Genomic DNA, 25,017 nt, shown 5'->3' with positions numbered 1-25,017 from the left:
TTATTCTGTAATCAGTCGCAACTGCTTGGCTCCTACACGGGCTTTCAGCCATTCAGCGATTTTTGCTTTTTCTGTTGTGGACGGGTGTTTAGTAAATTTCAGAACAGCCAGTGTCACTGTATCTGTTTTCATCGAATCTACCCGTACTTCGAGCGAATGAGCGATAGAAAGTGTAGTGACAGTAGGGTAAAGCACCTTCAATTCGGGCACTAATGTACGGCTCATAGCATCGTACGTCCTGTATTGTTCGAGCGTTGTCTCCAGTTGGGATATCTTTACTTTCTGCTCCTGGAGTCGCTGTTCACTGTTCTTATAGAAATCCTCCATCACCATGGCACGAATGGAAGAGACGTCTACCGCTTCATTGTTCATGCCTTGCAATACGATTAGTTTCGTATCTTCCATCTTATACTCTTTCAGCTTGCTGCGGGCTATGGAGATAGAAGCGTCCGGCACTTCAGACCCAATCAGAACAACACGGATTTCCTTATGTTCATAACTGATCTTTTTGTCAAGCACCTGCGTATTCTCAAATCCTAGTTGTTCGGTAATAAACCGATTGGCTGCCGCTTCGTAGAAGGTACTTTTAATGATACCAAACGTCAGATAAACAGCCGGGCACATCGTCAGAATCACAATCAGGATGATATATTTACGTACTGTCTTTTCGCGGGTCTTATCTACAAATTCTTTCCGTTGGAAGTGCATCACACGAACTCCGAGGAAGGTAGCCAGACTGATGAATACAGAGTTGATAAAATACAGATAGAAAGCTCCGAGGAAATAGATCAGATTACCTGACGCCAATCCGTATCCCGCCGTACAAAGTGGTGGCATCAATGCAGTAGCGATGGCAACACCGGGAATCACATTCCCTTTTTCTTTAGTGGAAAGGGCTACAACACCCGCCAAACCACCGAATAATGCGATGAATACGTCATAAATAGTAGGCGATGTGCGTGCCAGCAATTCTGATTGTGAACCGGCAATAGGCGCAAGAAGGAAGAAAATGGTCGCCGTCGTCACACTGAAAGCTGTCGTAATAAGGAAGCTCTTCAAAGAGCGTTTCATCAGTTCGAAGTCATTCAGTCCGACAGATAAGCCCACACCCATGATAGGCCCCATCAATGGAGAGATCAACATGGCACCGATAATGACGGCGGTAGAATTCACATTCAATCCGAGTGATGCCATAAAGATGGCGAAGATAAGAATCCATAAGTTAGCGCCTTTGAATTCCACTCCTTTGCGGATGGAATCGACTGTTGCCAGTTCGTTATCCTTATCCTTTCTCAAGTCCAGATATTCGTTCAAAAAGGACTTGATGGCAAATTTATTACGATCATCTGTCTTCATGTTTATTTCTTTTTTATAAATCGGTTAATAACAGGAATCTGGCTCAAAGGCAAGTCCCGCTTGATAATATAACTTACAAACAACAACAAGAGCACCGTGCGGAAAGCAAGGCGAAGCACAAGATTGGAAATCGGCACTTGTTCTCCAATCACATAGAGTACCGCTGCAAGCAACACATACAGTCCAAGGCTTTTCAAATCATATTGAATCGGATACTTCTTCTGACCCATCCAATAAGACAGCAGCATAATTACTCCATATCCGGCAACGGAAGCCCAGGCAGAAGCAATATAGCCGTAAGTAGGAACGAACATAATATTCATCACTACGATAATAGCACAACCTATCAGGGAGAAATAAGCCCCCCAACGTGTCTCGTCCGTCAGTTTATACCAAAAGGAGAGATTGAAATAGATGCCTTTGCAGATTTCCGCAAGCATCACAATAGCCACTACTCCCAAACCTTCCCAATATCCTTTCGCTACCAGATAACGCAGCAAATCAAGATAGAACATTACGGCAAGAAAAGCCAGTAACGAGAAGATAAGAAAATACTTCATCGCAGCCGCATACATCTTCCGGTTATCCCCTTCACGCTCCTTACCAAAAACAAACGGCTCGTAAGCATACCGGAAGGCTTGTGTGAACATAGCCATCACCATGGCTATTTTACTGGTAGCTGCATAAATGCCCAGTTGCACCAACCCTTCCTGCCGGTTTTCAAAAAGGAACGGGTAAATCATCTTATCCACTGTCTGATTCAGAATACCGACCAAGCCCAAAATCAGTACCGGGAAAGAATAGACAACCATTCGTTTCAGCAATGCCCTGTCCAGTTTGTAGGCAAATCCTCTCAATTCGGGGATGAAGAAGAACATCTGACCAACGGAGACTATCAGGTTACTGATAAAGATATAGCCTATCAGATAATCGGGATCATAGAACCATGAGATTGTTTCCGGGCAATGCACATTCAGCCAGGGACACAGCAGTAAGAAAAACAGGTTTAGTCCGATACCGCCAATGATGGAAAGCAGTTTGATTGCTGCAAACTTTACTGGTCGTTTTTTATAGCGTAAATAAGCGAAAGGAATACATTGGAAAGAGTCTAAGGCAACTACAACAGCCATCATTGCTATAAATTCCGGGTGGTCACCATAGTCCAGTAAGTTGGAAATCGGTTGTAGAAACAACAGGCAGAGAAGAACGAAAATCAATGATACGCCGCCTACCGAAAGCAAAGAGTTGGCATATACCTTCATCGGATCTTCTCCCGATTTATTGGCAAAGCGGAAGAATCCGGTTTCCATACCGAATGTAAGCAGCACCAGCATCAGAGCCGTAAAGGCATACACATTGGATACTACTCCATATCCTCCCGTAGAAGCCGGTAAAACTGCTGTGTACAACGGTACCAGCATATAGTTGAGGAATCGTCCGACAATGCTACTCAACCCATAAATTGCAGTATCTTTTGCTAATGATTTTAGTCCAGCCATGTCTTATTAGTGATTAATTTGTCGTTCGGATCAGTGTTTCTTTTTCTGTTTAAATAACCAATCCATAAATCCGGGATAATTGAAAGCCGGATTCCAACTACCGTGATTGCAACTGGGAAACTCGATGTATTCCACATCAGCTCCGGCAGCTTTCAGTGCTTTGTACGCTTCACGCGAACCTTCCACCGGAACTACATCATCCGCATCACCATGAAATATGCGAAACTTCACATCCTTGGCAACAGCCAGGCGGCCCGGATTCACCGTACCGCAAATAGGAATGGCAGCAGCGAATATTTCGGGATAACGTGCGACCAAATCATATGTTCCCATCGCTCCCATTGAAATTCCAATGATATACACCCGCTGTTTGTCTACTTCAGGCATCACAAGATATGAATCGAGCAATTGTTTCAGTGTCTGCAGGAGAGGACTTATCTCCTGTCCTACGGGCATCTCGGCGGGAACAAAAGACTTCGGACGTTCCGTATAAGCCCAATAGCCGTCAGCCGGACATTGGGGAATCAGCACAAAAGCCGGGTACTTCTCCTGGTTTACCGGATTAAGAAACATTTGTCCGCCGTGCGTCAACTGCTTCTCATTATCGTTCCCCCGCTCACCTGCTCCATGCAGGAACAATACCAGCGGAAACTTCTCTCCCGGTTTCACTGACTCCGGGTGAATCATCCGATAACGCAAAGAATCTCCCTTGGAAGATACGAAAATATCTTTCTCATACCCTTTTTGAGCTGATAATGACAAGCTCAAAAAGAGAAAAATAAGTAAAGTACTCCATTGCTTCATAATCCAATCACGCTTTATAATGTTCTTCTTGTACCGTCTCCCTGTCAGTCGTTAAACAGCGTTTTCTGACTGTTATAAAGACTTCTTCCGAGATGCTTGTAAGCAAGTTCCGTCACTTCACGACCACGGGGAGTACGCTTCATAAATCCTTCTTTTATGAGGAAAGGTTCATATACTTCTTCAATGGTTCCCGCGTCTTCTCCCAAAGCGGTTGCAATGGTTGTCAATCCTACCGGACCGCCTTTGAACTTGTCTATGATGGTACAAAGTATCTTGTTATCTATCTCGTCCAGACCATATTTGTCGATATTCAATGCTTCCAACGCAAATTGGGAGATTTCCGTATCAATAGAGCCGGAACCTTTCACCTGCGCAAAGTCGCGCACACGACGAAGCAAAGCATTGGCAATACGCGGCGTTCCACGACTACGGGAAGCAATCTCCGATGCTGCACGCACCGAGCAAGGTACATCCAGGATGGATGCGGAACGACGGATAATGTTACTCAAGATATCATCATCGTAATATTCCAAATGCAGGTTGATACCGAAACGTGCACGGAGCGGAGCTGTAAGCAGACCACTGCGTGTAGTGGCGCCCACTAACGTAAAAGGGTTCAAATCAATCTGAATACTACGTGCCGAAGGACCTTTATCAATCATAATATCAATGCGGTAATCTTCCATGGCAGAGTAAAGATACTCTTCCACTACCGGTGACAGACGATGGATTTCATCAATAAAAAGCACGTCATTCGGTTCAAGACTGGTCAGTACACCTGCCAGGTCGCCCGGTTTATCCAGTACCGGACCGGAAGTCACTTTAAAGCCGACGTTCAGTTCATTGGCGATAATATTCGAAAGAGTTGTCTTTCCCAAGCCGGGAGGGCCATGAAGCAGGACATGGTCGAGCGCCTCGCCACGCAAGCGTGCCGCCTTCACAAAAATGCGAAGGTTCTCCACCACCTTATCCTGTCCGCTAAAGTCCTCAAAGCTCAATGGGCGGAGTGCATTCTCAAAATCCCGTTCCTTTGAAGTTAGCTGATGTTCGCGTATGTTAAAATCTTCTTGTTCCATTTATTTCTCGAAAGTAGGAGACAAAGATAGAGAAATACATTCATTTTCAATATAAGAAAGATGAATAAAAAAAGCCCGGTAGCATGAAAAGCAACTATAAAATATTACTTTTGCACGATATATACCGTACATACGGTATATATAAATCTATAATACACGCAATCGACTATGGTTCTAAATTATATCTGGATAGCTTTCTTCCTTATAGCCTTCGTCATCGCCCTCATAAAAGTGATTTTTCTGGGAGATACGGAGATATTCACCGCTATCATGAACTCAACATTTGACTCTTCAAAGACAGCTTTTGAGATATCTCTCGGGCTTACGGGAGTATTAGCCCTTTGGCTGGGTATTATGAAAATCGGTGAAAACAGCGGATTAATCAGTGCATTGGCACGTTTCCTGAGTCCGGTACTCTGCCGTTTGTTCCCGGATATTCCTAAAGGGCATCCTGTGCTGGGGTCTATCTTTATGAATATGTCCGCCAATATGCTCGGATTAGACAATGCCGCCACACCGATGGGATTGAAAGCAATGAAGGAATTGCAGGAACTGAATCCGAAGAAAGATACGGCTTCCAATCCGATGATTATGTTCTTAGTCATCAATACTTCGGGACTGATTCTTATCCCTATCAGTATCATGGTATATCGTGCACAAATGGGGGCTGCACAACCGACAGATGTGTTTATCCCTATTTTGCTAAGTACTTTCATTTCTACTTTGGTGGGAGTTATAGCCGTCAGCATTGCCCAAAAGATAAACTTAATCAATAAGCCGATTCTGATATTGATGGGTGTGGTCAGCCTCTTCTTTTCCGGATTGATTTATCTGTTTATCAGTGTCTCCCGTGAGGAAATGGGAACTTACTCTACACTGATAGCCAATATCATTTTGTTTGGTGTTATCATCCTGTTTATTCTGACAGGAATCAGGAAGAAAATCAATGTCTATGACTCCTTTGTGGAAGGAGCTAAAGAAGGTTTTACTACGGCTGTACGTATCATTCCTTATTTGGTGGCTTTCCTTGTAGGTATCGCTGTATTCCGCACTTCGGGAGCGATGGACTACTTAGTGGGTGGCATTGGTTATGTAGTAGGATTGTGTGGAGTGGATACCAGTTTTGTTGGTGCATTGCCTACGGCATTGATGAAATCACTTAGCGGAAGCGGTGCAAACGGTTTGATGATTGATACAATGAAAGAGTTAGGCCCGGATTCATTTGTAGGACGTATGAGTTGCGTGGTACGTGGAGCTTCGGATACTACTTTCTACATTCTGGCTGTCTATTTCGGCAGTGTAGGTATCAGTAAAACCCGCAACGCTGTTACTTGTGGCTTGATAGCAGACTTCTCGGGTATCATAGCCGCTATTTTAATCAGTTATTTATTTTTTTTTAAAGTAAGAATTTAACATCAATCTCACAAATTATCTGTATTTTTGCAACAAAGAGTATTTTATGCCAACTAAAAGAACAAATAAATTAGTAATCCCCTTTGTGAAATGGGTAGGAGGTAAAAGGCAGATAATTTCTGAGATTCAGAATCTTCTACCGAAGAAAATTACATCCTATTACGAACCATTTATAGGTGGGGGCGCAGTTTTATTTCATATTCAACCCCAAAGAGCAACTATCAACGATTTAAATGCGGAGCTAATTAATCTTTATCGAGTTATTAAAGAACAACCTTCAGCCCTGATTAAGGATCTATCAAAGCATAAGAATGAGGCCGAATATTTTTACCAGATACGCAGTCTCGATCGCGATAAAGAACAATACTCACAACTGACCGAAGTTGAGCGGGCTTCTCGTATCATATACCTCAATAAAACTTGCTATAATGGTCTTTTCAGAGTAAACAATGCCGGAGAATTCAATACCCCATTTGGTAGATACAAAGAGCCTAATATCATCAATGAAATAACAATAAAAGCAGTATCCTCTTATCTGAACCAAGCACATGTATCTATTCTACAAGGAGACTTTGAGGCATCTTTACAAGATATCCCACACAATGCATTTGTTTATTTCGATCCTCCTTATGACCCTGTTTCAGATAGCGCTTCGTTTACGGGTTATACGCAAGGAGGATTCAATCGCCAAGAACAAATTCGTTTGAAAAGGATCTGTGACGAGTTGAACGAGAAAGACATAAAATTTCTTTTATCAAACTCATACACAGATTTTATTTTAGACCTGTATAGAGATTATCAGATTAATGAAATCAAAGCAAATCGTTTTATTAATTCTAATGCAGAAAAAAGAGGAATGGTTTCCGAAGTTTTAATTAGAAACTATGAATAAAAAGAAAGGAATAGATGCTTATTGGGAAGAAGTATTTAACAAATACAACATTCTCCAAAAGATTGAGAAAGAAGGGGCCTGCATCATTACGGCTGAAGCAATCAAAGAGATACATGAACCTCGACTAATGGCTAAACAGGATCACGAGAAAAACAGACCACAGATTTTTAAAGAGAATCAACTTTCAATCTTACCAGTCACAAGGGGTAGCTATATCATTGGTTCAATGGAGCTATATGAACCCTTTTCTGAGCATAAAGAATCTTTTTACGACAATAATGATGTCACCCTAGTTCCTACTCCAGATTTTATTGAGTCTATTGATTTCAATGAAATAACAAGTGAGGCCACAGCTATCAGCAGTATGTATGTTTCCAACATTCTACACGATTTTCTATCAGAAAGCACGTTAGTCCCTACCGTCAACGGACGTATGAGCTCAGGGAATTTCTCATTTACAGTTAATAGCCTCAAAGAGGCGCCTTCTTCTTACTCAATATCAGTAAATAACTCACAAATAGAAATTGACGGGGGATATGAAAGTAGAAATTCCTTGTGCATTATAGAAGCAAAAAACTCCCTATCGGAGGATTTTCTAATTCGCCAATTATATTATCCATATCGTTTATGGGCAGATAAGATCATAAAACCGATTAGACCCATATTCTTAGCTTTCAGCAATGGCATATACCACTTATTCGAATATGCCTTTGAAGATAAAAACAACTACAACTCTTTGAAAAGAATACAGTATAAGAAATATAAGATTGAAAATGAACAAATAACACTGGCAGATATCTTAGAAATACCGCAAAGAATTACAGTTGTCCAAGAACCAGATGTACCATTTCCACAGGCAGATTCGATAGAACGCCTTATCAATCTTTGTGAACTAATGAAAGACGGCACTTCTTATGATAAAAACGAAATAGCAGAAACATATGGTTTTAATGTCCGCCAATCAGATTATTATGCTAATGCCGGGAGATATCTGGGACTAATACAAAAAGAAAAAAATTCGACTTATAGTCTCAGCATATTAGGTAAACAAATATTTCATTTGCCTTTAAGAAATCGAAATATGCGCATAGCTGAATTAATAATTAGCCACAAACCCTTCAGAGATACATTATTAGAATATATAAAAGAAGGGAATAATCCGCCGAAAGAAAAAGTCATGACTATTTTAATGCAATGCCGACTATATAACAATCCAGAAAAGTCATATTTCAGACGCTCAAGTACCATCCTAAACTGGATTAATTGGATCTTAAATTTGCAGACGGAATAGCCCCACATGAAAAAAGTCGAACCTTATTATAAATCCACAGACAGGTCATTTACACTATTGAAAGGTGATTGCAAGGATGTATTGCAAGATTTCGAATTCAAATTCGATATGATTTTTGCAGATCCGCCTTATTTCCTTTCTAATGGGGGAATTACTCTTCATAATGGTCAAAAAGCTTGTGTAAATAAGGGAGAATGGGATAAAAGTTATGGCATGGGATTTATGAATGCTTTCAATGAAAGTTGGCTAAAACAATGCAAAGAGAAACTTAAACCCGAAGGGACTATATGGATCTCAAGCAGCTACCATAACATCTTTTCTATCGGAGAAACTCTAAATAGACTAAATTTCAAGATATTAAATATCATTACATGGGTAAAAGTTTCTCCTCCTAATAACATATCATGCCATTGTTTCACACATTCAGCCGAATATATCATTTGGGCTAGATATTGTAAAGAAACAATTCATTATTATAACTACAACTATATGAAGAGGCTAAATAATGATAAACAAATGACAGATGTATGGCATCTACCAGCTGTTGCGCGATGGGAGAAGTCATGTGGGAAGCACCCAACCCAAAAGCCATTAGGGCTATTGGCAAGGCTTATAATCGCTAGTACTCACCCAGGAGATTGGATCTTAGACCCTTTCAACGGCAGTGGTACCACAGGCATTGCAGCAAACTTGCTTAAAAGAAAATTTCTAGGTATTGATACATGCAAGGAATACCTAGAACTAAGTAAATCACGAAGAATGGAAATCGATAAGATTGAAATCGCGAACCAGTATTATAAGAACTTACATATTGAATTATAATATATCCACAATTATGGCTGTAACCTATCAAACAGAAGGCGTCAAAATGCCTAAAATCAAGAAACGTGAGACTACGGAATGGATAAAAGCCGTAGCTGCTTCCTATGGGAAAAGACTTGGTGAAATCGCTTATATCTTTTGTTCCGACGAAAAAATACTGGAAGTAAACCGCCAATATCTGCAACACGACTATTACACGGATATTATCACTTTCGACTATTGTGAAGGTGACCGTCTGTCCGGGGACTTATTCATCAGCCTGGATACAATACGTACTAATGCCGAACAATTCGGTGCGGCCTATAATGATGAGCTGCATCGTGTTATCATTCATGGAATACTTCATCTATGCGGAATCAACGATAAAGGTCCCGGAGAACGGGAAATTATGGAAGCTGCGGAGAATAAAGCACTGGCTATGCGATAGGCATAAACAACATCAGGTAGATTATTCAACAGACTGTAATATTAATATTATTAAGAAAGACACCCCATCGTAATCACTACGACGGGGCGCTTCATTAGCAACGTAATGCTAATATTAACACTAAATTATTAAGAGAGAGATTTATTACTTTCCTTTTGGTGCAACTTCCGGAGTCACCAGTTTCTTTATCGATTTGGTATTCAAATACAGAAAAGCCAATCGTGGAGGACCATCATGTGTAACCAATTCCAATGAATCAGGTGTCAGTTTTCCGATACGTTCACGTGTCTTATACACTTCCGTCTTTCCATTATCTTCTTTACTGAAACCTTCGATAATCAAATAGCCATCTTTATCAATCTTCCAAGTCTTTAAATCTAAAGAAGGAATGTTGACTGCAGAGCATTTTCCTCCTTTTTTGAATTCAAACCCTTTGAATTCACCCGTAGACTTGTAGGTATAAGGATTGCACCATTTACCTATAATTTGTTTCTCCACTTTGCCCTGTCCGTAGCTGCTGAATACAAAGCAAGACAGGGTCATAGCTGTAATTAATAGTTTCTTCATTTTATTTATTTTTCTAGTAAATCATATTTCTGATCAATTCCACGTTCTCTTAGATGAATACCCTCTTTCATCCAACGCGGTTCTTTGGTTCCTTTCAAGTAATAGTCGAAGAACTGCATCATCCGGATAGTCCAGTCTTTCTGAGCACCTCTGCCCATTACAAAATGTCCCTCACCTTTGTAATTCAACAACCATGCCGGACGTTGCAGACGACGCATCGCCAGATAAAGGGCACGACCTTGTTCATACGCAACAGCCTCATCCTGATCATTATGCAATATCAACAAAGGTGTATGTATCTTGTCTGCTTCCAGAATTGCAGAACTTGCCAGATACTTATCTTTAGCCTCCCATAAAGTCTTTCCCATGCGACTTTGTGTTTCCTCATACATAAAATATCGTGGCAGACCGCTTCCATTACGTATTCCTAAGTATCCGGTCACCATATCCGTGATAGGAGCCGCTATATTGGCGCAAGTGAAAATATCTGTCTTTGTCACCAAATATGATGTTTGATAACCAGACCAACTATGTCCCTGCAAACCTATTTTTCCGGGATGTGCTATCCCCTGCTCTATCAGATACTTTGTTCCGCTTACTACAGCATCATAACAGCTCTTACCTGGAGTCCCAACCGTGAAATGCACATCCGGCATAAACACAATATAACCATTGCTGGCAAAATACACAGGATCTCCTAACGCACTACTCAGTAAAGGTGCATGATAAATATTCAATTCACCGGAATGAGTTTCATAAAACTGTACCAACACCGGATATTCTTTTTGAGGGTCATAATCCTCAGGTAAGTAAAGTAATCCCTTATTTTCTTTATTCTCATAATTGGTCCACTTCACCAGTTTAACTGTACCCCATTTATAATCCGCTTGTTGAGGATTGGCATTCGTCACTCTGACCGGATTTGAAAAATCAGCTTTACTCCACCACAAATCTCTAAATTCTGTTATATTCTGACGATTCCAAACACAATATTTATGATTCTCGGAAAAACGGTGTATGTTATATATATAAGGCCCTTCCATCAGTTTCTTCAGACGCCCTTTCATATCAAGCTGATAGACACCCTCATCCATCGTATCTTTATCCCAAAGGCTGACAATGACAGTTTCATCCTTCTGAAAAACATCTTTATCTATATTGCTCGTCATTTTACGAATGGCCTTGCCATGTTTACGACCGTAACCTTTAGTCAAGCACTCCGGTCGACGTTCTCCTGTCAAATCAACCTTCCACCAGTCATATGCATCATACAGAAATACATTATTCCCGTCAGCTGTCCACCCAGCTATCCCATAAGCGGGGGCAGGAGCCGGTTTATCATAACTTTCCACGAACATCGGATAACCGATAGCATCAGATATATTAACAACCTTACCGGTAGCACCATCAAACTTATTCCAGACTTGGGCAATCGGATCATACATTACCGCCCACTTGCCATTTACCGACCATTTGGGGGCTGTACGATAACTACGTCCAATCAACTGTTTTGCACCCGTATGCACATTCACCGAATATATATCGAACGGTAAGTGGTCCAACCACTCACGCTGCATCTTATAAGGAGATTCATCCGTATAAAGCACATAATCCAAATTCTCTGCTCCCGATGGTAAGAGTAAATCTACAGTAGATGGAGCAACTTCAGTGAGCTTCTTTGAAGAAATATCATAAATATATGTCACCGACTTATCCTGCCTATAACGTCCGCCCCTTTGTAAAGTCGGAACTTCCATTTCGTTCCATGTCCACAACTCTAATTCAAAGCTCTTGTCTGGTTTCTTCTCCGGTTCTTCCCTTCTACGGGAAATCTGCTGTAAGTCCCGAAGTTCAAGTATCAGAAAATTATGGCTTTTAGACAAATCAATGCGTCCGACAGACATGTCATCAGGCAAAACAATTTCTTTTCGGTCAAAAAGCAAGTCACAACCCGGCTTCTTTAATGAGAAAGCATACCACAAAGAATCATTTACGCTAAACTCCCCGGTCATCTCTTTTTCATTAAAACTATAAGAAGAAGGTTCACTCTTTACAGAACTCTGATAAAGACTTTTATATGGACCGGCTAAAGGACCATAGCATAGCTCGTTCCCTTCTGACTTTCTACGAATGAAAAGAATAGAACGTCCTCCGTCATACAATGTATGATAGCCGATACTGTCAATATGAAAAGCAACTTCTGTCTTTAGATGACGTACCACCAGCCTGTTAAAAGCCGGAACATGATTCACCGTATCTTTCGGCACGTTAGTAACAGAGATTGAGTAAGGAGTCCCTTCTACAGGGCGAAAAGCCTCTTTATGTTTCCATTCGGTCTTTACTCCCGAAGGCAATGACAACAAGATCGTCTTCATCACTCCCGCCGAGTCCGCCAGCCGATAAAAAGCTCCCTGATCGTTATTATAAAACTCCAAGCGTTCTACACCACCATTCAGCAATATTTCTTTCCGTGTACGGGAATCGAATAAATGCAGAGGTTTTTCTTCCTTGCTATCCGGATTATATTCCATCAACGATATACGGTAAGTTACCCACCTGCCTGTCGGTGAAATATCCGGTGCATCAATACGTTTCCAAGATGTACACGCTTCTATATCCAATGGACTCTTCTGAGCCTCAACAGACAGGCTTCCACCCAGCAACAAGCCCGCTATAATCCCTATATGTACAAATATCCGGTTCATCTTATCTTCTCCTGTCATCTTTAATCATATCCTTATTCAAATCGACATCAGAATCAGCCGAGTTGTCATGCAATAACAAGCGGGCAAAGTGACGCCACATTTTATGCTCGAAGAAGTCCTCAGACTCACCGAAGAATCCATGTGTACATTTCGGCAATACAAACATCTCGAAATCCTTATCAGCCTTAATCAATGCATCTACCAGACGCAATGTGTTAGCAGGATTCACAGTTTTATCCATCGCACCGGTAAATAGCAGCAAGCCGTGCTTGTAATTCTTTGCCAGCTCTTGATTCGGACGTACACGGACACTATATTCATACGTCGTGTTTTCTACCCCCAAGCTATCTTTAGTTGTTTTCACCTTCTCATCTACACCGAAATGAATCTCTACAAACCCTTTATTGTAAATGCGATTGTCATGATTACCTGCCGATGAAACAGCAGCCGAATAGAAATCGGGATAAGTGCAAATGGCAGCAGCCGACATAAACCCTCCGCCGGAATGCCCGTAAATACCAACCTTGGTAGCATCAATAAACGGATAACGGGCAGCCAGTTGCTCGATAGCATATTTATCATCCGCCAACGGATAATCACGCATATTGTTGTAACCATAGGTATGATAAGCCTTTCCACGCATCGGAGTACCGCCCCTGTGCCCTACAGTGATTACAATGAACCCCAGTTGAGCCAAGCGGGTGTTATAAACATCATTAATCGTAAAACGTGTAGGCACATATTCGAAAAACGGCCCCGGATAAACATTCGAAATGATAGGATAAACCTTGGTCGAATCAAAATCAGCAGGTTTCCACATTACACCATACAAATCGGTCACTCCATCGGCAGCTTTTACTTTAAAGCGTTCCGGTGCTTTCCACCCCATCTCATAGACAGGTTGCAAATCCGGCTTCTCCAGCGTCATGATAACCTTTCCATTTCGATTACGAACCACATTTACCGGTTCTTGCGAAACGGTAGAATAAGAATCTACCATATATTGGTAAGACGGGGAAATGCTTACCTCATGTGACGCATTCTCCGGTGTGAGCAGACGAACTGCATTCGGACGATCCAATTGAGCTTCATAAAGAATATAGTAATAAGGGTCGATACCTTTCTCCCGACCGTAGCCGTAAAAATACATCTTACGTCCGACAGTATCAATTCGCGCTATCGGACCGGCTACCCATGTTCCATCCGTCACTTGATTTTTCAAGCTTCCAGTAGCTGTGTCGTAAAGGTAATAATGTCCCCATCCATTACGTTCAGAACGGAACAGTATTTCCTTGCCATCGTTCAAGAAAGAGACACTGCGCATTTGGTAATCAAGGTAAGGTTTGTTTTCCTCGTGAATCACTACACGCACCTTTCCCGTCTCCACATCCACCTCACAAATATCCGCCTGATTCCACGGACGGTTGTAGCGTTGGAAGTACAAACGCTTCCCATCTTTTGACATATATAATATATCAATATATTGGTCTGGCCAACGATTAATATCAATCTTCTTCACTTCACGGCTATCCACGTCACCAATCAACAATTCATATTGGGTAACATGCTTGTCACCCGCAAGCTCGGCCTTATACGTTTTCAATGTCGGATAAGGAGTATCCAGTGAATTGATAAGCCATAAGTCACGCACTTTCCGATTATCTTCGCGCACGGCATAAAAACGGTGACTTCCCGGAATCCAATGGGTAGACTCTGCTCCAAACCGTCCTTCTGACTCTCCTTCTTCTTCACGATTGAAAGTGTAATGCCTTTCGCCATCAGTGGTCAGTCTTATAGGTATGGTGTCTTGTCCCTTCTTGGGATTACCTACAAAAAACAGATTATGACGGTTTGCATACAAAAAGAAAAGACTATCCGGTGAATATTTCATCCAATATGGATCACTATTTCCATAGGATGGCTTTTCATTAAGCCGCTTCAACACTTTCGTATGAATATTGTACATATAAAGTCCATTATCAAAATCAATACGAATAGTTTCGTTATCTTTCATAAAAGTGAAAGACAAATGTGGGTCTGCCGAAGAATAAGCCTTCTTGGTATATGCCGCAATTTTGCTCAATAGTTCATCCGTATCAAACAATAAGCGCTTTTCTTTCTTTTTCGGATTGACATAATAATATTTCTTTCCTTCACGTGTTGTGAAAGAATAATAGAAACAATCCGTATCGTTGATAAACGTTGGTTTGACTTCTATAGAATACCTTGTTATAGGATTTTGCTCCAGCAAACGGAACTTCTCCGCCAACTTATAATTCGCTTTCTGCTGTGCACCGGCAAGGCTGCATACAAACAATACAACCACTGGACACACATATCTAAAGAGAGAGTTTTTCATAAAATCTTATCTATTGTCTTATTCCTTACGATTGATATCTCCCCAATAGTCTGCACGAGTATCACCCAGCAAATGTTTGGCAAAGAAACGGTACATCTTCTTCTCAAAATACTTATCGGCGGAGCCATATCCATGACCGGCGCCCGGAATCACCAGCATATCAAAATCCTTGCCGGCTTCAATCAATGCCTGAGCCATGCGATAGGTATGGGCGGGGTTCACGTTCTTGTCCATATCTCCGGTGACGAGCATTAAATGTCCTTTCAGATTCTTGGCAATCTCCGCATTCGACTTCACATTGAACTTGTATTCATACTCTTTCGTCTCATTGCCCAAACTGTCTTTCACCACTTTTTCCACTTCTCTCACGCCGTTGTAACACTCCCCCCAACCACGGTTAAAGATATTGTTATCATGGTTTCCGGAGCAGGAAACGGCCGCTTTGTAAAAGTCAGGATACGTGCAGATAGCTGCCGCAGCCATAAGTCCACCACCAGAGTGTCCGTAGACACCCACTCTGTCTATATCAATAAACGAATGACGCTGAGCCAGTTGCTCAATAGCATATTTATCATCCGCTAACGGATAGTCGCGCATACGATCGTAACCATAGCGATGATATGCTTTTCCGCGCATGGGAGTATCGCCTCTGTGGCCTACAGTGATAACAATAAAGCCAAGCTGTGCCATACGAGTACAATAATTATTGTCCAAAGTAAAGCTGGTAGGTACAAAACCATAGTAAGGACCGGGATAAACAATCGAAATAATCGGATATTTCTTGTCCGGATCAAAGTTTGATGGTTTCCACATCACTCCATACAAATCCGTAGTATTATCGGCAGCCTTCACAACAAAACGTTCGGGCTTTTTCCAGCCTTTGGCATATACCTGTGCCAAATCAGGCTTGGGGAACTCCAGAATCACTTTACCAGTATTGTCTTTCAGTAGTGTCCGCGGCTCCATATCCACCCTCGAGAACGAATCAATGAAATAGCGGCGGGATTTTAAAAAGTACACTTGATGCTGAGCATCTTCTTTAGTTATCTGAGTAACCCCTTTATGGTCTATATGAGACTTATACAATTGATAATAGCAGGGATCCATCTTCGGATCGCCTCCATATCCGTAGAAATAAATCTCACGCTGCAACGTGTCGATAGCGACAATATGCCCGCTCACCCATGGTCCGGAAGTAATGGTATTCTTCAAATTCCCGTCTCCGTCATAATGATAATAATGCCCCCAACCCGTACGTTCAGAACGGAACAGGATATCTTTTCCGTCGTTCAGTACTTCCACACTACGTGCATGTACATCGCGGTAAGGCTTGTCTACTTCGTGAATCAGCTCTTTGACTTCTAATGTGGAAGTATTCACGGAGCAGACATCTACTTCATCCCATGTACGTTTCGTACGTTCAAAGAAAATCAAGTCTCCCTTGGAAGAGGTGGAAAACACCATTATGTATTGATCAGGCCATTTGGCTACATTCGCCTTACGGGCTGTCTTCTCCACTACGTCAATGATGACCAGCTCATTTTGCGTCACGTACTTGTCACCGGGATATTCATATTTGTACTTCACAAGTTCCGGCTTATCCGAGAGGGAATTAATCACCCAAAAGTCGCGCAACTTCCGTTTGTCGTCCATCACAAAATAGACATGCCGACTGTCTTTACACCAACGTGCTTCGGTAGTCATTTCCATATCGGGATAAAAGCCGTCTCGCTCTTCCGCATAAGTGTAAAGAGGCATTCCGTCAAAGGTGAGTTGTACCTCAGTGGTGTCCACACTCAATTCCTTGTTTCCCTTTACGTACAGATTATGATTCTTGGCAAACAGAATATATTTCCTATCCGGAGAATAATTCATATAGAGATAATAGTTCTCATCCTGTATTTTCTTATCCTCCTTCTTGACTTCTTTCAATTTGCGAGTAATGCGGTTGTACTCGTAAACCTTGCTTCTGCGAGCAAAGGTGAATGACTTCTGGTCTTTAGAGAATTTGAAATCATAAAAGTTCAAATCTTTCGGGTCGATTCTCTCTCTTGTCAGTTCCGATAGCGCCATTGCCATCTCGTCGTTGTCGAACAACAATTCCTGCTTTCTTTCATCCGGAATTACATAATAGTAAAAATTTCCGGCTGACGTCTGATTATTAAACCAGAAATTGTCTGTATCATTAATCTCGCGGGGATTAAAGCCAAGACTGTTTCGAGAGAGTTCTCCTGTCATCGAGAAAGCATTAAATCTCTCCGCTAGTTCGTAATTGGCCTGTTGCTGAGGTTTAGCTACTGTAGCCAAGCCTCCGGCAAACAAAGCCAAAAGTATTCCAATTTTATATCCCATATTGTGTTTTGGCAATTTCTTTTCTAGTATGCAAATTCAAGAAATTCTCTTATAGAGCCATACTTATAGAGAACATCTACAACCTTACCAAACTTATTATTTACAGGTTTTTTCGGATCAGGGAACAGTTGGTTAATCTTCACATCCGTAGCGACTCCCTCACTATTTTCCGTCTCCCAAACTTCATAAATACTAAAAGTATTATCTTCCAAAGCCACTCCAAGCTGTCCGTTATGCTCCGGTTGCCATTTTTCAGCATCGGTACTACCACGTGCATAAATATCATTGGAATCCAATGCCTTCACAGAAGAAGCAAAAGAACTATTGATTTCTTTCAATGTCGCTTTGTCTCCTACCCCATATTGGAAATACCACAATTTACTTCCGTCAGCAATTATCGCATACTTTTTATTATTAAACACCGCCAAGTCTGTGAATCCTGTCAAACCGTCAAGATCATATACTTTAAAAAATCCATTGCCAATCTTACTATAGTAAGAATATGTCCCCGTCATCCATTGAAAATACAACAACTTATACTCAGAGCCGTCCTTTATAATTGCTACCCAACTTGGATAGGCATTCTGGATTCCGTCATCTTCTGAGGTTGCCGGCATCATAGTTAGTACTTCCCAACTCTTCGGTAATTTATACTGTTCATCTACAGGACTATTGAGATTATCATTTTCCTGTACGCTGAATATTTGCCCGCTATTATTAGAATGTTTCATTGAAGTAGGATCTTTATAAACAGGACCTGCATCATCAAAAAGCCCCGCAAGTTCATTATCCTCTGTAATAACAGGCATAACGATATGATATTCAGTCATCTTATAGCTTGGATAAATACCCTTGATTTTTTTGTCCTTACCCACCGGGAAAGAAGTATAACCACAAGAATGAAAATCGGTAGGAATAGACATATCTGCCCAATAAATGTGCTTATCGGAATTTAATATAGCCTTGCCTGAAAAAGTCATAGCAGCCATTACCGGATTAAAACCGGCTTTTGGCAAGTCACCCCTAAACTCATCCTCCGTATAAACCTCACGTTCTAAGGTAACACCATTCAACTCAGCCCAACGATCCTGCATTACTATAACTTCATCCGGTACTTCAAACGTTTCACCATAGCTATCCACATAACCGGCATTCAGAAATAATCCCTTCGGATTAGAACCTAACCCAGGCGTAACGTCCTCCATTACGTAACTATATACAAGTGAGTCACGGTCGATCTCTGCTGTCGTAGTGCCATCAGTCACCGCCAATCTATAAGTGATGGAATTGGCACCAATAAAAGAAAGCTTAGATTGCTGCCCATCTTCTGTCAATACTAACCAACCACGGGCAAACGGAGAACGCACCTTCAACGTGCTACTTTTAGAAAACTTCACACCGGTCTTATTGTCTATCACCGTATAAGTAACTTCATACACGCCACCTTTTTCAAAGCTGAATGTACAGGAAGGATTTGTCTCATCCGGCAGTAATACACCATCCACACGCCATTCATAAGAGACGTCCGGATTTTCCTTATCAATAGTAAACTCAAAGGTCGGAGTTATAGTCAGTTCTTGTTGATATACAAGAAAGTATTCATCTCGCATTCCTCCAATACCCACTTTCTCCAGTTTGTTCACCTCACTATAATTATAGTTGTTGTCATCATCAAGACAACCGGACACCCCCACCATGGTTGTCCAAATGAATATATATGTCAATATCTTCTTCATAATCATTATTTTTTAGTTATCCGGCAACAGGCACTTCTATAAGCGCACCTTTTTCATCTCTTAATGGGGCACCTGGATGCAATTCGTTATATTCCGCTACCTCATATTTCAATAATAGAGAGTATTTGCGTAATTTCACTTTGTCTTTACCGTCGAACAACTCATCATCGTTTTCTCTTAAGATTTCCAGAAACATACGATATTTTGTATCCGAATAGAAGCCTAAATAATAGTAGTCAACTGTACTGTATTCACCGTCCATATCTTTTAAATCCCACCAATCGGGTTTTACAAGACGATCAGTCACGGCAATGATGGCCCTGGAATAAGTTGCTACACCTTCACCAACCTCACCTTCTGCATTTATCTTCAAAGCTATATATTTGGTAGTAGTTTTCAAGTCAGGTGAATTCTTGATTTTTACATAAATCGTATCCAGCAACTGTCCGCCTTTAAAGACATATTTCTCAGACAAAATACATTGAGATGCTGGCAAAGTAGACATATTCTCATCCTGAGAAATGGTAAACTCCAAGTCTTTATCCTGAATCTTACCGAAAATAGCCACTTCCACCGGCACTTCAGCAATTTTCACATCCATACCCTCTTCCAAAGGATAAATCTCAAAACTGATTCGAGTAGTATCTTTCGTCAGGTCTTTATTAAAGTTGATATAGGAGATATCATTCCCATTCACAACCAATCCTTCTTCCTGACAGGAAATCAACAGCGATATACCCATATATGCCATTACTCCCGCCAATAATATATTTTTCATTTTCATAAGTCTCAAACTTTCTTAGAATTAAATCGCACTTTCAGATTCAGGCAACGGCAACACCATGTTCGCTTCTGTAGGCAATACCTCTTTTTCCCATCCTACCATCTTCCTACTCAGACGCTTGAACATAAAAAAGGTCTGCCCTTCTCCGAGAAATTCTCTCTGAGCATCATTCACAAGAACATCCATAAACTGATCTTTGGTCACATCATTCAGCTTGGCATTGATACCTCTACCCTTTTTTACTGTCTCCAGATATCCTCTCGCTTTTTCCAAGTCTGTCTCATAGATAGCCTCAGCAGCTATGTAATAGACTTCAGACATACGGAACATGGGAACAATCATATTATTGATTTTAGAATATTTATAGCTATCCGGCTGCTGGTAATATTTCAACGCACGGAAATCTATATAATAATTCTTCTTCTCCATTTGATAACAGATTCTCCAGTCCGTCTCTAAATCTTTGCCATAACGCTCTTCCGCCATATCAGAATCAATACCTAAAAAGCTACTGTCTTTATATTTATCTTCAGTATCATATTTATGATTTATCAAACGATCCCATTCTATCTGATCTTTGGGCGAATAGAGTGCGAATATTATGTCATCATACATCTTTATATTACCATCTCGCATCGCATCCAACGCTTTACTTCCTGTAAGTGCGGCAAAAAGACTATTTTGCTGAATGATAATATCCGCTTGCTCATATGCCTTCTCCGGCATGCCCGCATACAGATATACACGAGCCAGTTCGGCTGTAATAGCATAATAGTTCAAACGGAATCCACGGCTGGAACTAAATAAAGACTCATCATTTTTCCTTTCCACGAAACGATCTCTCCAATTGGCACCCTTATCCACTTCCAACAGCAGTTCTTGTGCTCTTTTCAGATCTTCAATAATCTGCTCCAAGCAATACGAAACCGTCTCACGATTATTGACATAAGCCGGATAAGCATTCACGTAGGGAATAAAAGTACGGTTTCCCGGATTCATCACAGGAGAAGGAGCATAAACACGCAATAGGTCGAATTGTATATACGCACGCAAACCTATCGCTTCGCCCAAAATCATCTTGCGTTCCTTTTCTCCACCAAAAAAGAGTATGCTGTCTGCCACTTCCGCCTGTTGTGCCAATTCATTACAATTGGCTACCACATTCCACGCATCGCTCCACATTTTATCTGTGGAAGGGGTTAAATCTTGATCTGTAAATTTCAATTTTTCAATTTTCTTCATGGCTTGTCCACCTCCATCCATGGCTGCCAAACTCATGTTATACACCTGTCCCCAAGCATCTATAATCCCCCACTTCAAATTGCTTCCGTAAATATTCCAAGAAGCCATTTTACGGTAGATACCATTCAAAGCCGCACGATATCCGTCTCCTGTTTCAAACAAAAACTCTTCTTTGATCTGATCGGACGGATATACATTCAACCAATCATTGCATGATGTTCCTAAAGTGGCCATCATCCCTAACAAAACAATCGTTCTATATATTTTTTTCATATTCTTTGTTCTCCTTAATTATCAGAATTGTGCTTTTAACGAAAAGTCTATCTTCCAGGATTTAGGATAACTCAAGCCACGTTCCTGACGGATAGAATGCCAATTAATGAAATCACTGGAACTCATCTCCAAACGTAACATATTCATGTGCAGATGTTTTTTAATCCATTCACGGTTAAAATCGTAACTCAATGTTACGGCACTCAGGCGGATATATTTATTATCTTGCACAAAACGAGATGAAGGTAAGGTAGTCAATTTGTTATCCGCAATGTTTTTAAATTCCGCTACATCACCCGGCTTCTGCCAACGTTGAGTCAGCACACGTAAATCTACATTATTACCGAGAATATCTGCATTCTCTACACGGTCTACCAATGTCTGGTTATACTCTTGTCCGCCAAATTCATATTGGAAAGCGGCAAATAAACTCCAATTCTTATAGGTAGCGTTCAAACCTATCGAACCGTTCAATTTAGGTTCCGTATTACCAACAACCACTTCTTGAGTAGCATCCCACTTGTCAGCTATAGAACCATCTCTGTTCAGAAACAGTTCTTTTCCCGTTGTGGGATCAATACCCAATGAACGAACCGCCCAAATAGATGTCATCGACTGTCCTTCCTCATATTGTGGAATAGGGATTGAATAGTTAGCGTCTGTTGCAGGGGTACCATAAAGTTCTTGATGCTTCAGTTCTTCTTTATAGAAATTCGCCACACGCTCATTATATGCTTTCTGAGAATCGGAAATCTTCAAAATTTTATTCTTATTATGTGCCATGTTTCCCCACAAAGCAATCGTCCAGTCATGGTCTCTGTAGATATCAGCCCGTATCTGCATTTCAAAACCTTTATTTTCTACCTCACCCATGTTATTCTTGTAGGTAGAGAATCCGGAAGTCTGCGACAGGGTTACGTCATTAATCAAGTCGATGGTCTTTTCATAATAATAATCAAAATCAACTGTAAGGCGTTGATTGAAGAACTGAGTCTCAATACCGAAGTTGAATTTATCAGTCTTTTCCCATGTGAGGTCTTTGTTACCTAATGCTTTCAATACAGCTCCGTAACCAGTGATATACCATTCGTCGAATAAGGACTCATACATTGTAGTCGCCGCATAAGCAGGGAAGTTGACTTTACCGGTACGTCCATAAGAAATTCGCGTTTTCAATTTATTTATATTCTTATTGCCTTTCAAAAAGCCATAATTGTGAATATTCACCCCCACACCACCAGAGAAAAAAGGAGCCCATTTCTGATTAGAACCAAATTCGGAAGAGCCATCGAAACGAACGGAAGCATCTGCCAGATAGACGTCATTCCAAGTATAGTTCATTGTGGCAAGCGCACTGACAAGACGTGTCGTATTCTCCGCACGGGTCGGTTTTCCATACACCTCGGCAGCATAATTCAACGAATTGAACTGACCGGACGGAAACCCCCGATAGTGAGCAGAGGTATTCTCCGAAGTTGCAGCAGAAGCTTCCCAACCAGCGGAGAAATTAAAGTTATGTTTTCCGAAGCTACGGGTATAGTATAAAAATGCGTTAGTATTCCAGGAAAGGCTGGTACCCTTGCCTGTATACAAGTCACCTTGCAAATTAGCATTGCCGTTCGTATCCGACAAAACAGATGACTTCGAAGACAATGGGTCATAGAAATTTTCGCTGCTCGTGTATTGCTTGGTCACGCTAAATTGACCTTTCAATGTCAGATAATCATTCAAATACCAATTGACACTCAAATTATCTATAACTTCATCGTAAGCGCTCCATTGGTAATTGCTCAGCGTAGCTTCATACAAGGGATTATTAAGCTGAGTAATTCCTGTCAAAGAGTATTCCAATGTCTTTACCAAATCTCCATTTTTATACGGAGTATCATAAGGTTGTAAACTCGTATAATCACTGAAAGATCCATAAGGAGATTCCTTTGACTTGGTATGTCCGAAAGTCACCGTATTCTTAACTTGCAGTTTTTTCACGCGATAGTCCAAAGAGAAACCGACACTGTAACGGTCGCGTCCGGAACCTTTCATTACACCATCAGTTCCATTGTATGAAGCATCGACGCCATAACGCAAATTGGGAGTACCACCCTCAATATAGATACTATGCTTATGATTGAAAGCATTGCGTAAAGGCAAAGATAACCAGTCGGTATCCACTCCTCTCTGAATCAATGCATATCTTTCATAATACTGATTCATCCCCATTGCCGTACTGTTATTGCCATTATTACCTTTATCATACAATCCGGCAAGCCGCTCTATTTCCAACTTTTCCGAAGCATTTGCCAGGTTGTAATCACTCAAATCGGGCATTTCCAATGTTCCGGTAAAGTTATAAGAGATACGCACTTCACCCGGTTTCGGAGCAACAGTGGTAATCACAATCACCCCATTTGCCGCGCGAGAACCATAAATGGCGGTAGCGGCAGCATCCTTCAAAATAGTCATACTCTCAATACGAGTAGGGTCTAAGTCGTATATCTTCTCGATGCTTACTTCGAAACCATCCATAATGAAAGTAGGAAGGTTCGGATTATTTTCGAGATTTGATTTGGAAAGCTGATCCTTGTCTAAATCTTTTACACCAAAACCAGAACGACCACGAATATACATTTCAGGAAGCGCATTTGGGTCAGAACCAAATTGAGTATTATTTACTAAACGGAAAGAAGGGTCAAATGTCTGCAAAGCTCCGATTACATTTGTCTGTGATACTTTACGCAAATCATCACCTGTTATTTGAGTAGAACTACCTGTAAAGCTAGATTTACGCACATTGCTATATCCTGTTACGACCACATCTTCCAATGCCTTCACATCGTCAACCAATGTTATCTCAAGCATCTTCTTACGGGTAGCATCCACTTGAAGAGTTTGCTTTTTCATACCAATAAAAGAAACCTCCAAAGCAACTTTATCACTCTTCACATCAAGTGTAAACTCACCCTCAATGTTCGTTGAAGTACCAGTACGAGTACCTTTTACAATGATACTAGCCCCCGGAATCGGTTCTTTATTCGCATCGACAACCATACCGCGAATACGATTCTCGCGCTTCTCCGACTGCATTTTGCGAATGACAACAATGCCATCCTTCACCACATAATCAAACCCTTGCGGATTCAAGATCAACTTCAGAGTCACATCCCATCTCTCGTTTTTGGCGTTGATAGATACGGGTGGAACTCCCTTAAACATTTGTGAATTGTACAACATATTCACACCTGTTTGTTTCTTCACTGCATCCAAGGCAGTCTCGATAGAGACATTGTGCAGGTTCAAAGTTACCGTCTTGTCCTGTGACGGTATAGCCCATGTGCTAAACGTACAGCACACTGCCACTAGAAAACATAGTAGCCATCGTTTTTCTCTCATAAATTAATGATTAAACTTTACCTAATATT

At 41.1% G+C, this 25,017-nt stretch carries 17 protein-coding genes; 5 read left to right on the top strand and 12 right to left on the bottom strand.

The window, feature by feature from the left end; all coding sequences use genetic code 11:
• The 4 genes from HC965_RS05525 to ruvB are packed head-to-tail and all read right to left on the bottom strand — an operon-like array spanning nt 1 to nt 4,735.
• The gene (locus tag HC965_RS05525) at nt 1-1,356 is read right to left on the bottom strand and encodes a TIGR00341 family protein (protein WP_191030513.1); all 1,356 of its coding nucleotides are present in this window, start codon (nt 1,354-1,356) and stop codon (nt 1-3) included.
• Nucleotides 1,357-1,358: 2 nt separating this feature from the next.
• Nucleotides 1,359-2,855: an oligosaccharide flippase family protein gene (locus HC965_RS05520; protein WP_191030512.1), complete on the bottom strand. Its 1,497-nt coding sequence runs from the start codon at nt 2,853-2,855 to the stop codon at nt 1,359-1,361.
• A gap of 30 nt (nt 2,856-2,885) precedes the next feature.
• On the bottom strand, nt 2,886-3,662 hold the full coding sequence (locus HC965_RS05515) for a dienelactone hydrolase family protein (RefSeq protein WP_370539966.1): 777 nt from the start codon (nt 3,660-3,662) through the stop codon (nt 2,886-2,888).
• Between the two features lie 41 nt (nt 3,663-3,703).
• A complete protein-coding gene (gene ruvB / locus HC965_RS05510; RefSeq protein ID WP_191030510.1) occupies nt 3,704-4,735 on the bottom strand; it encodes a Holliday junction branch migration DNA helicase RuvB in 1,032 nt (343 codons plus the stop codon).
• 168 nt (nt 4,736-4,903) lie between these two features.
• Between ruvB and HC965_RS05505 the strand changes: the two genes are divergently transcribed.
• Genes HC965_RS05505 through ybeY form a run of 5 tightly spaced genes read left to right on the top strand, consistent with a single transcriptional unit; the run spans nt 4,904 to nt 9,580 of the window.
• A complete protein-coding gene (locus HC965_RS05505) occupies nt 4,904-6,148 on the top strand; it encodes a nucleoside recognition domain-containing protein (protein WP_191030509.1) in 1,245 nt (414 codons plus the stop codon).
• 46 nt (nt 6,149-6,194) lie between these two features.
• On the top strand, nt 6,195-7,040 hold the full coding sequence (locus tag HC965_RS05500; RefSeq protein ID WP_191030508.1) for a DNA adenine methylase: 846 nt from the start codon (nt 6,195-6,197) through the stop codon (nt 7,038-7,040).
• Nucleotides 7,033-8,331, top strand: a complete 1,299-nt coding sequence (locus HC965_RS05495) for a hypothetical protein (RefSeq protein ID WP_191030507.1) — start codon at nt 7,033-7,035, stop codon at nt 8,329-8,331. The genes HC965_RS05500 and HC965_RS05495 overlap by 8 nt, the downstream gene beginning before the upstream one ends.
• Nucleotides 8,332-8,337: 6 nt before the next feature.
• A complete protein-coding gene (locus tag HC965_RS05490; RefSeq protein WP_191030506.1) occupies nt 8,338-9,153 on the top strand; it encodes a site-specific DNA-methyltransferase in 816 nt (271 codons plus the stop codon).
• Between the two features lie 13 nt (nt 9,154-9,166).
• A complete protein-coding gene (ybeY, locus tag HC965_RS05485; RefSeq protein ID WP_191030505.1) occupies nt 9,167-9,580 on the top strand; it encodes an rRNA maturation RNase YbeY in 414 nt (137 codons plus the stop codon).
• Nucleotides 9,581-9,724: 144 nt separating this feature from the next.
• On the opposite strand, the gene HC965_RS05480 is transcribed toward ybeY, so the two are convergent.
• From HC965_RS05480 to HC965_RS05445, 8 genes are read right to left on the bottom strand one after another with little or no spacing between them, the layout of a single operon-like run.
• Nucleotides 9,725-10,147, bottom strand: a complete 423-nt coding sequence (locus HC965_RS05480; RefSeq protein ID WP_191030504.1) for a lipocalin family protein — start codon at nt 10,145-10,147, stop codon at nt 9,725-9,727.
• A gap of 5 nt (nt 10,148-10,152) precedes the next feature.
• Nucleotides 10,153-12,870: a prolyl oligopeptidase family serine peptidase gene (locus HC965_RS05475; protein WP_191030503.1), complete on the bottom strand. Its 2,718-nt coding sequence runs from the start codon at nt 12,868-12,870 to the stop codon at nt 10,153-10,155.
• Nucleotides 12,854-15,211 (bottom strand): DPP IV N-terminal domain-containing protein, encoded by a 2,358-nt coding sequence (locus HC965_RS05470; RefSeq protein WP_191030502.1) that lies wholly within the window; start codon nt 15,209-15,211, stop codon nt 12,854-12,856. The genes HC965_RS05475 and HC965_RS05470 overlap by 17 nt, the downstream gene beginning before the upstream one ends.
• Nucleotides 15,212-15,229: 18 nt before the next feature.
• Entirely contained in the window at nt 15,230-17,563 is a 2,334-nt protein-coding gene (locus HC965_RS05465; protein ID WP_191030501.1) for a prolyl oligopeptidase family serine peptidase, read from the bottom strand.
• Between the two features lie 23 nt (nt 17,564-17,586).
• On the bottom strand, nt 17,587-19,299 hold the full coding sequence (locus HC965_RS05460; protein WP_191030500.1) for a PKD-like family lipoprotein: 1,713 nt from the start codon (nt 19,297-19,299) through the stop codon (nt 17,587-17,589).
• Nucleotides 19,300-19,315: 16 nt separating this feature from the next.
• Nucleotides 19,316-20,077 (bottom strand): DUF4843 domain-containing protein, encoded by a 762-nt coding sequence (locus HC965_RS05455; RefSeq protein WP_191030499.1) that lies wholly within the window; start codon nt 20,075-20,077, stop codon nt 19,316-19,318.
• Between the two features lie 27 nt (nt 20,078-20,104).
• On the bottom strand, nt 20,105-21,598 hold the full coding sequence (locus HC965_RS05450; RefSeq protein ID WP_191030498.1) for a RagB/SusD family nutrient uptake outer membrane protein: 1,494 nt from the start codon (nt 21,596-21,598) through the stop codon (nt 20,105-20,107).
• 21 nt (nt 21,599-21,619) lie between these two features.
• Nucleotides 21,620-24,988 (bottom strand): SusC/RagA family TonB-linked outer membrane protein, encoded by a 3,369-nt coding sequence (locus HC965_RS05445; RefSeq protein ID WP_191030497.1) that lies wholly within the window; start codon nt 24,986-24,988, stop codon nt 21,620-21,622.
• Nucleotides 24,989-25,017: the final 29 nt, after the last annotated feature.

It is taken from the genome of Bacteroides sp. GM023 (assembly GCF_014750685.1).
GTDB lineage: Bacteria > Bacteroidota > Bacteroidia > Bacteroidales > Bacteroidaceae > Bacteroides.
The sequence above is the reverse complement of the archived record's forward strand: the minus strand, read 5'-3'. Positions and strand labels throughout refer to the sequence as shown.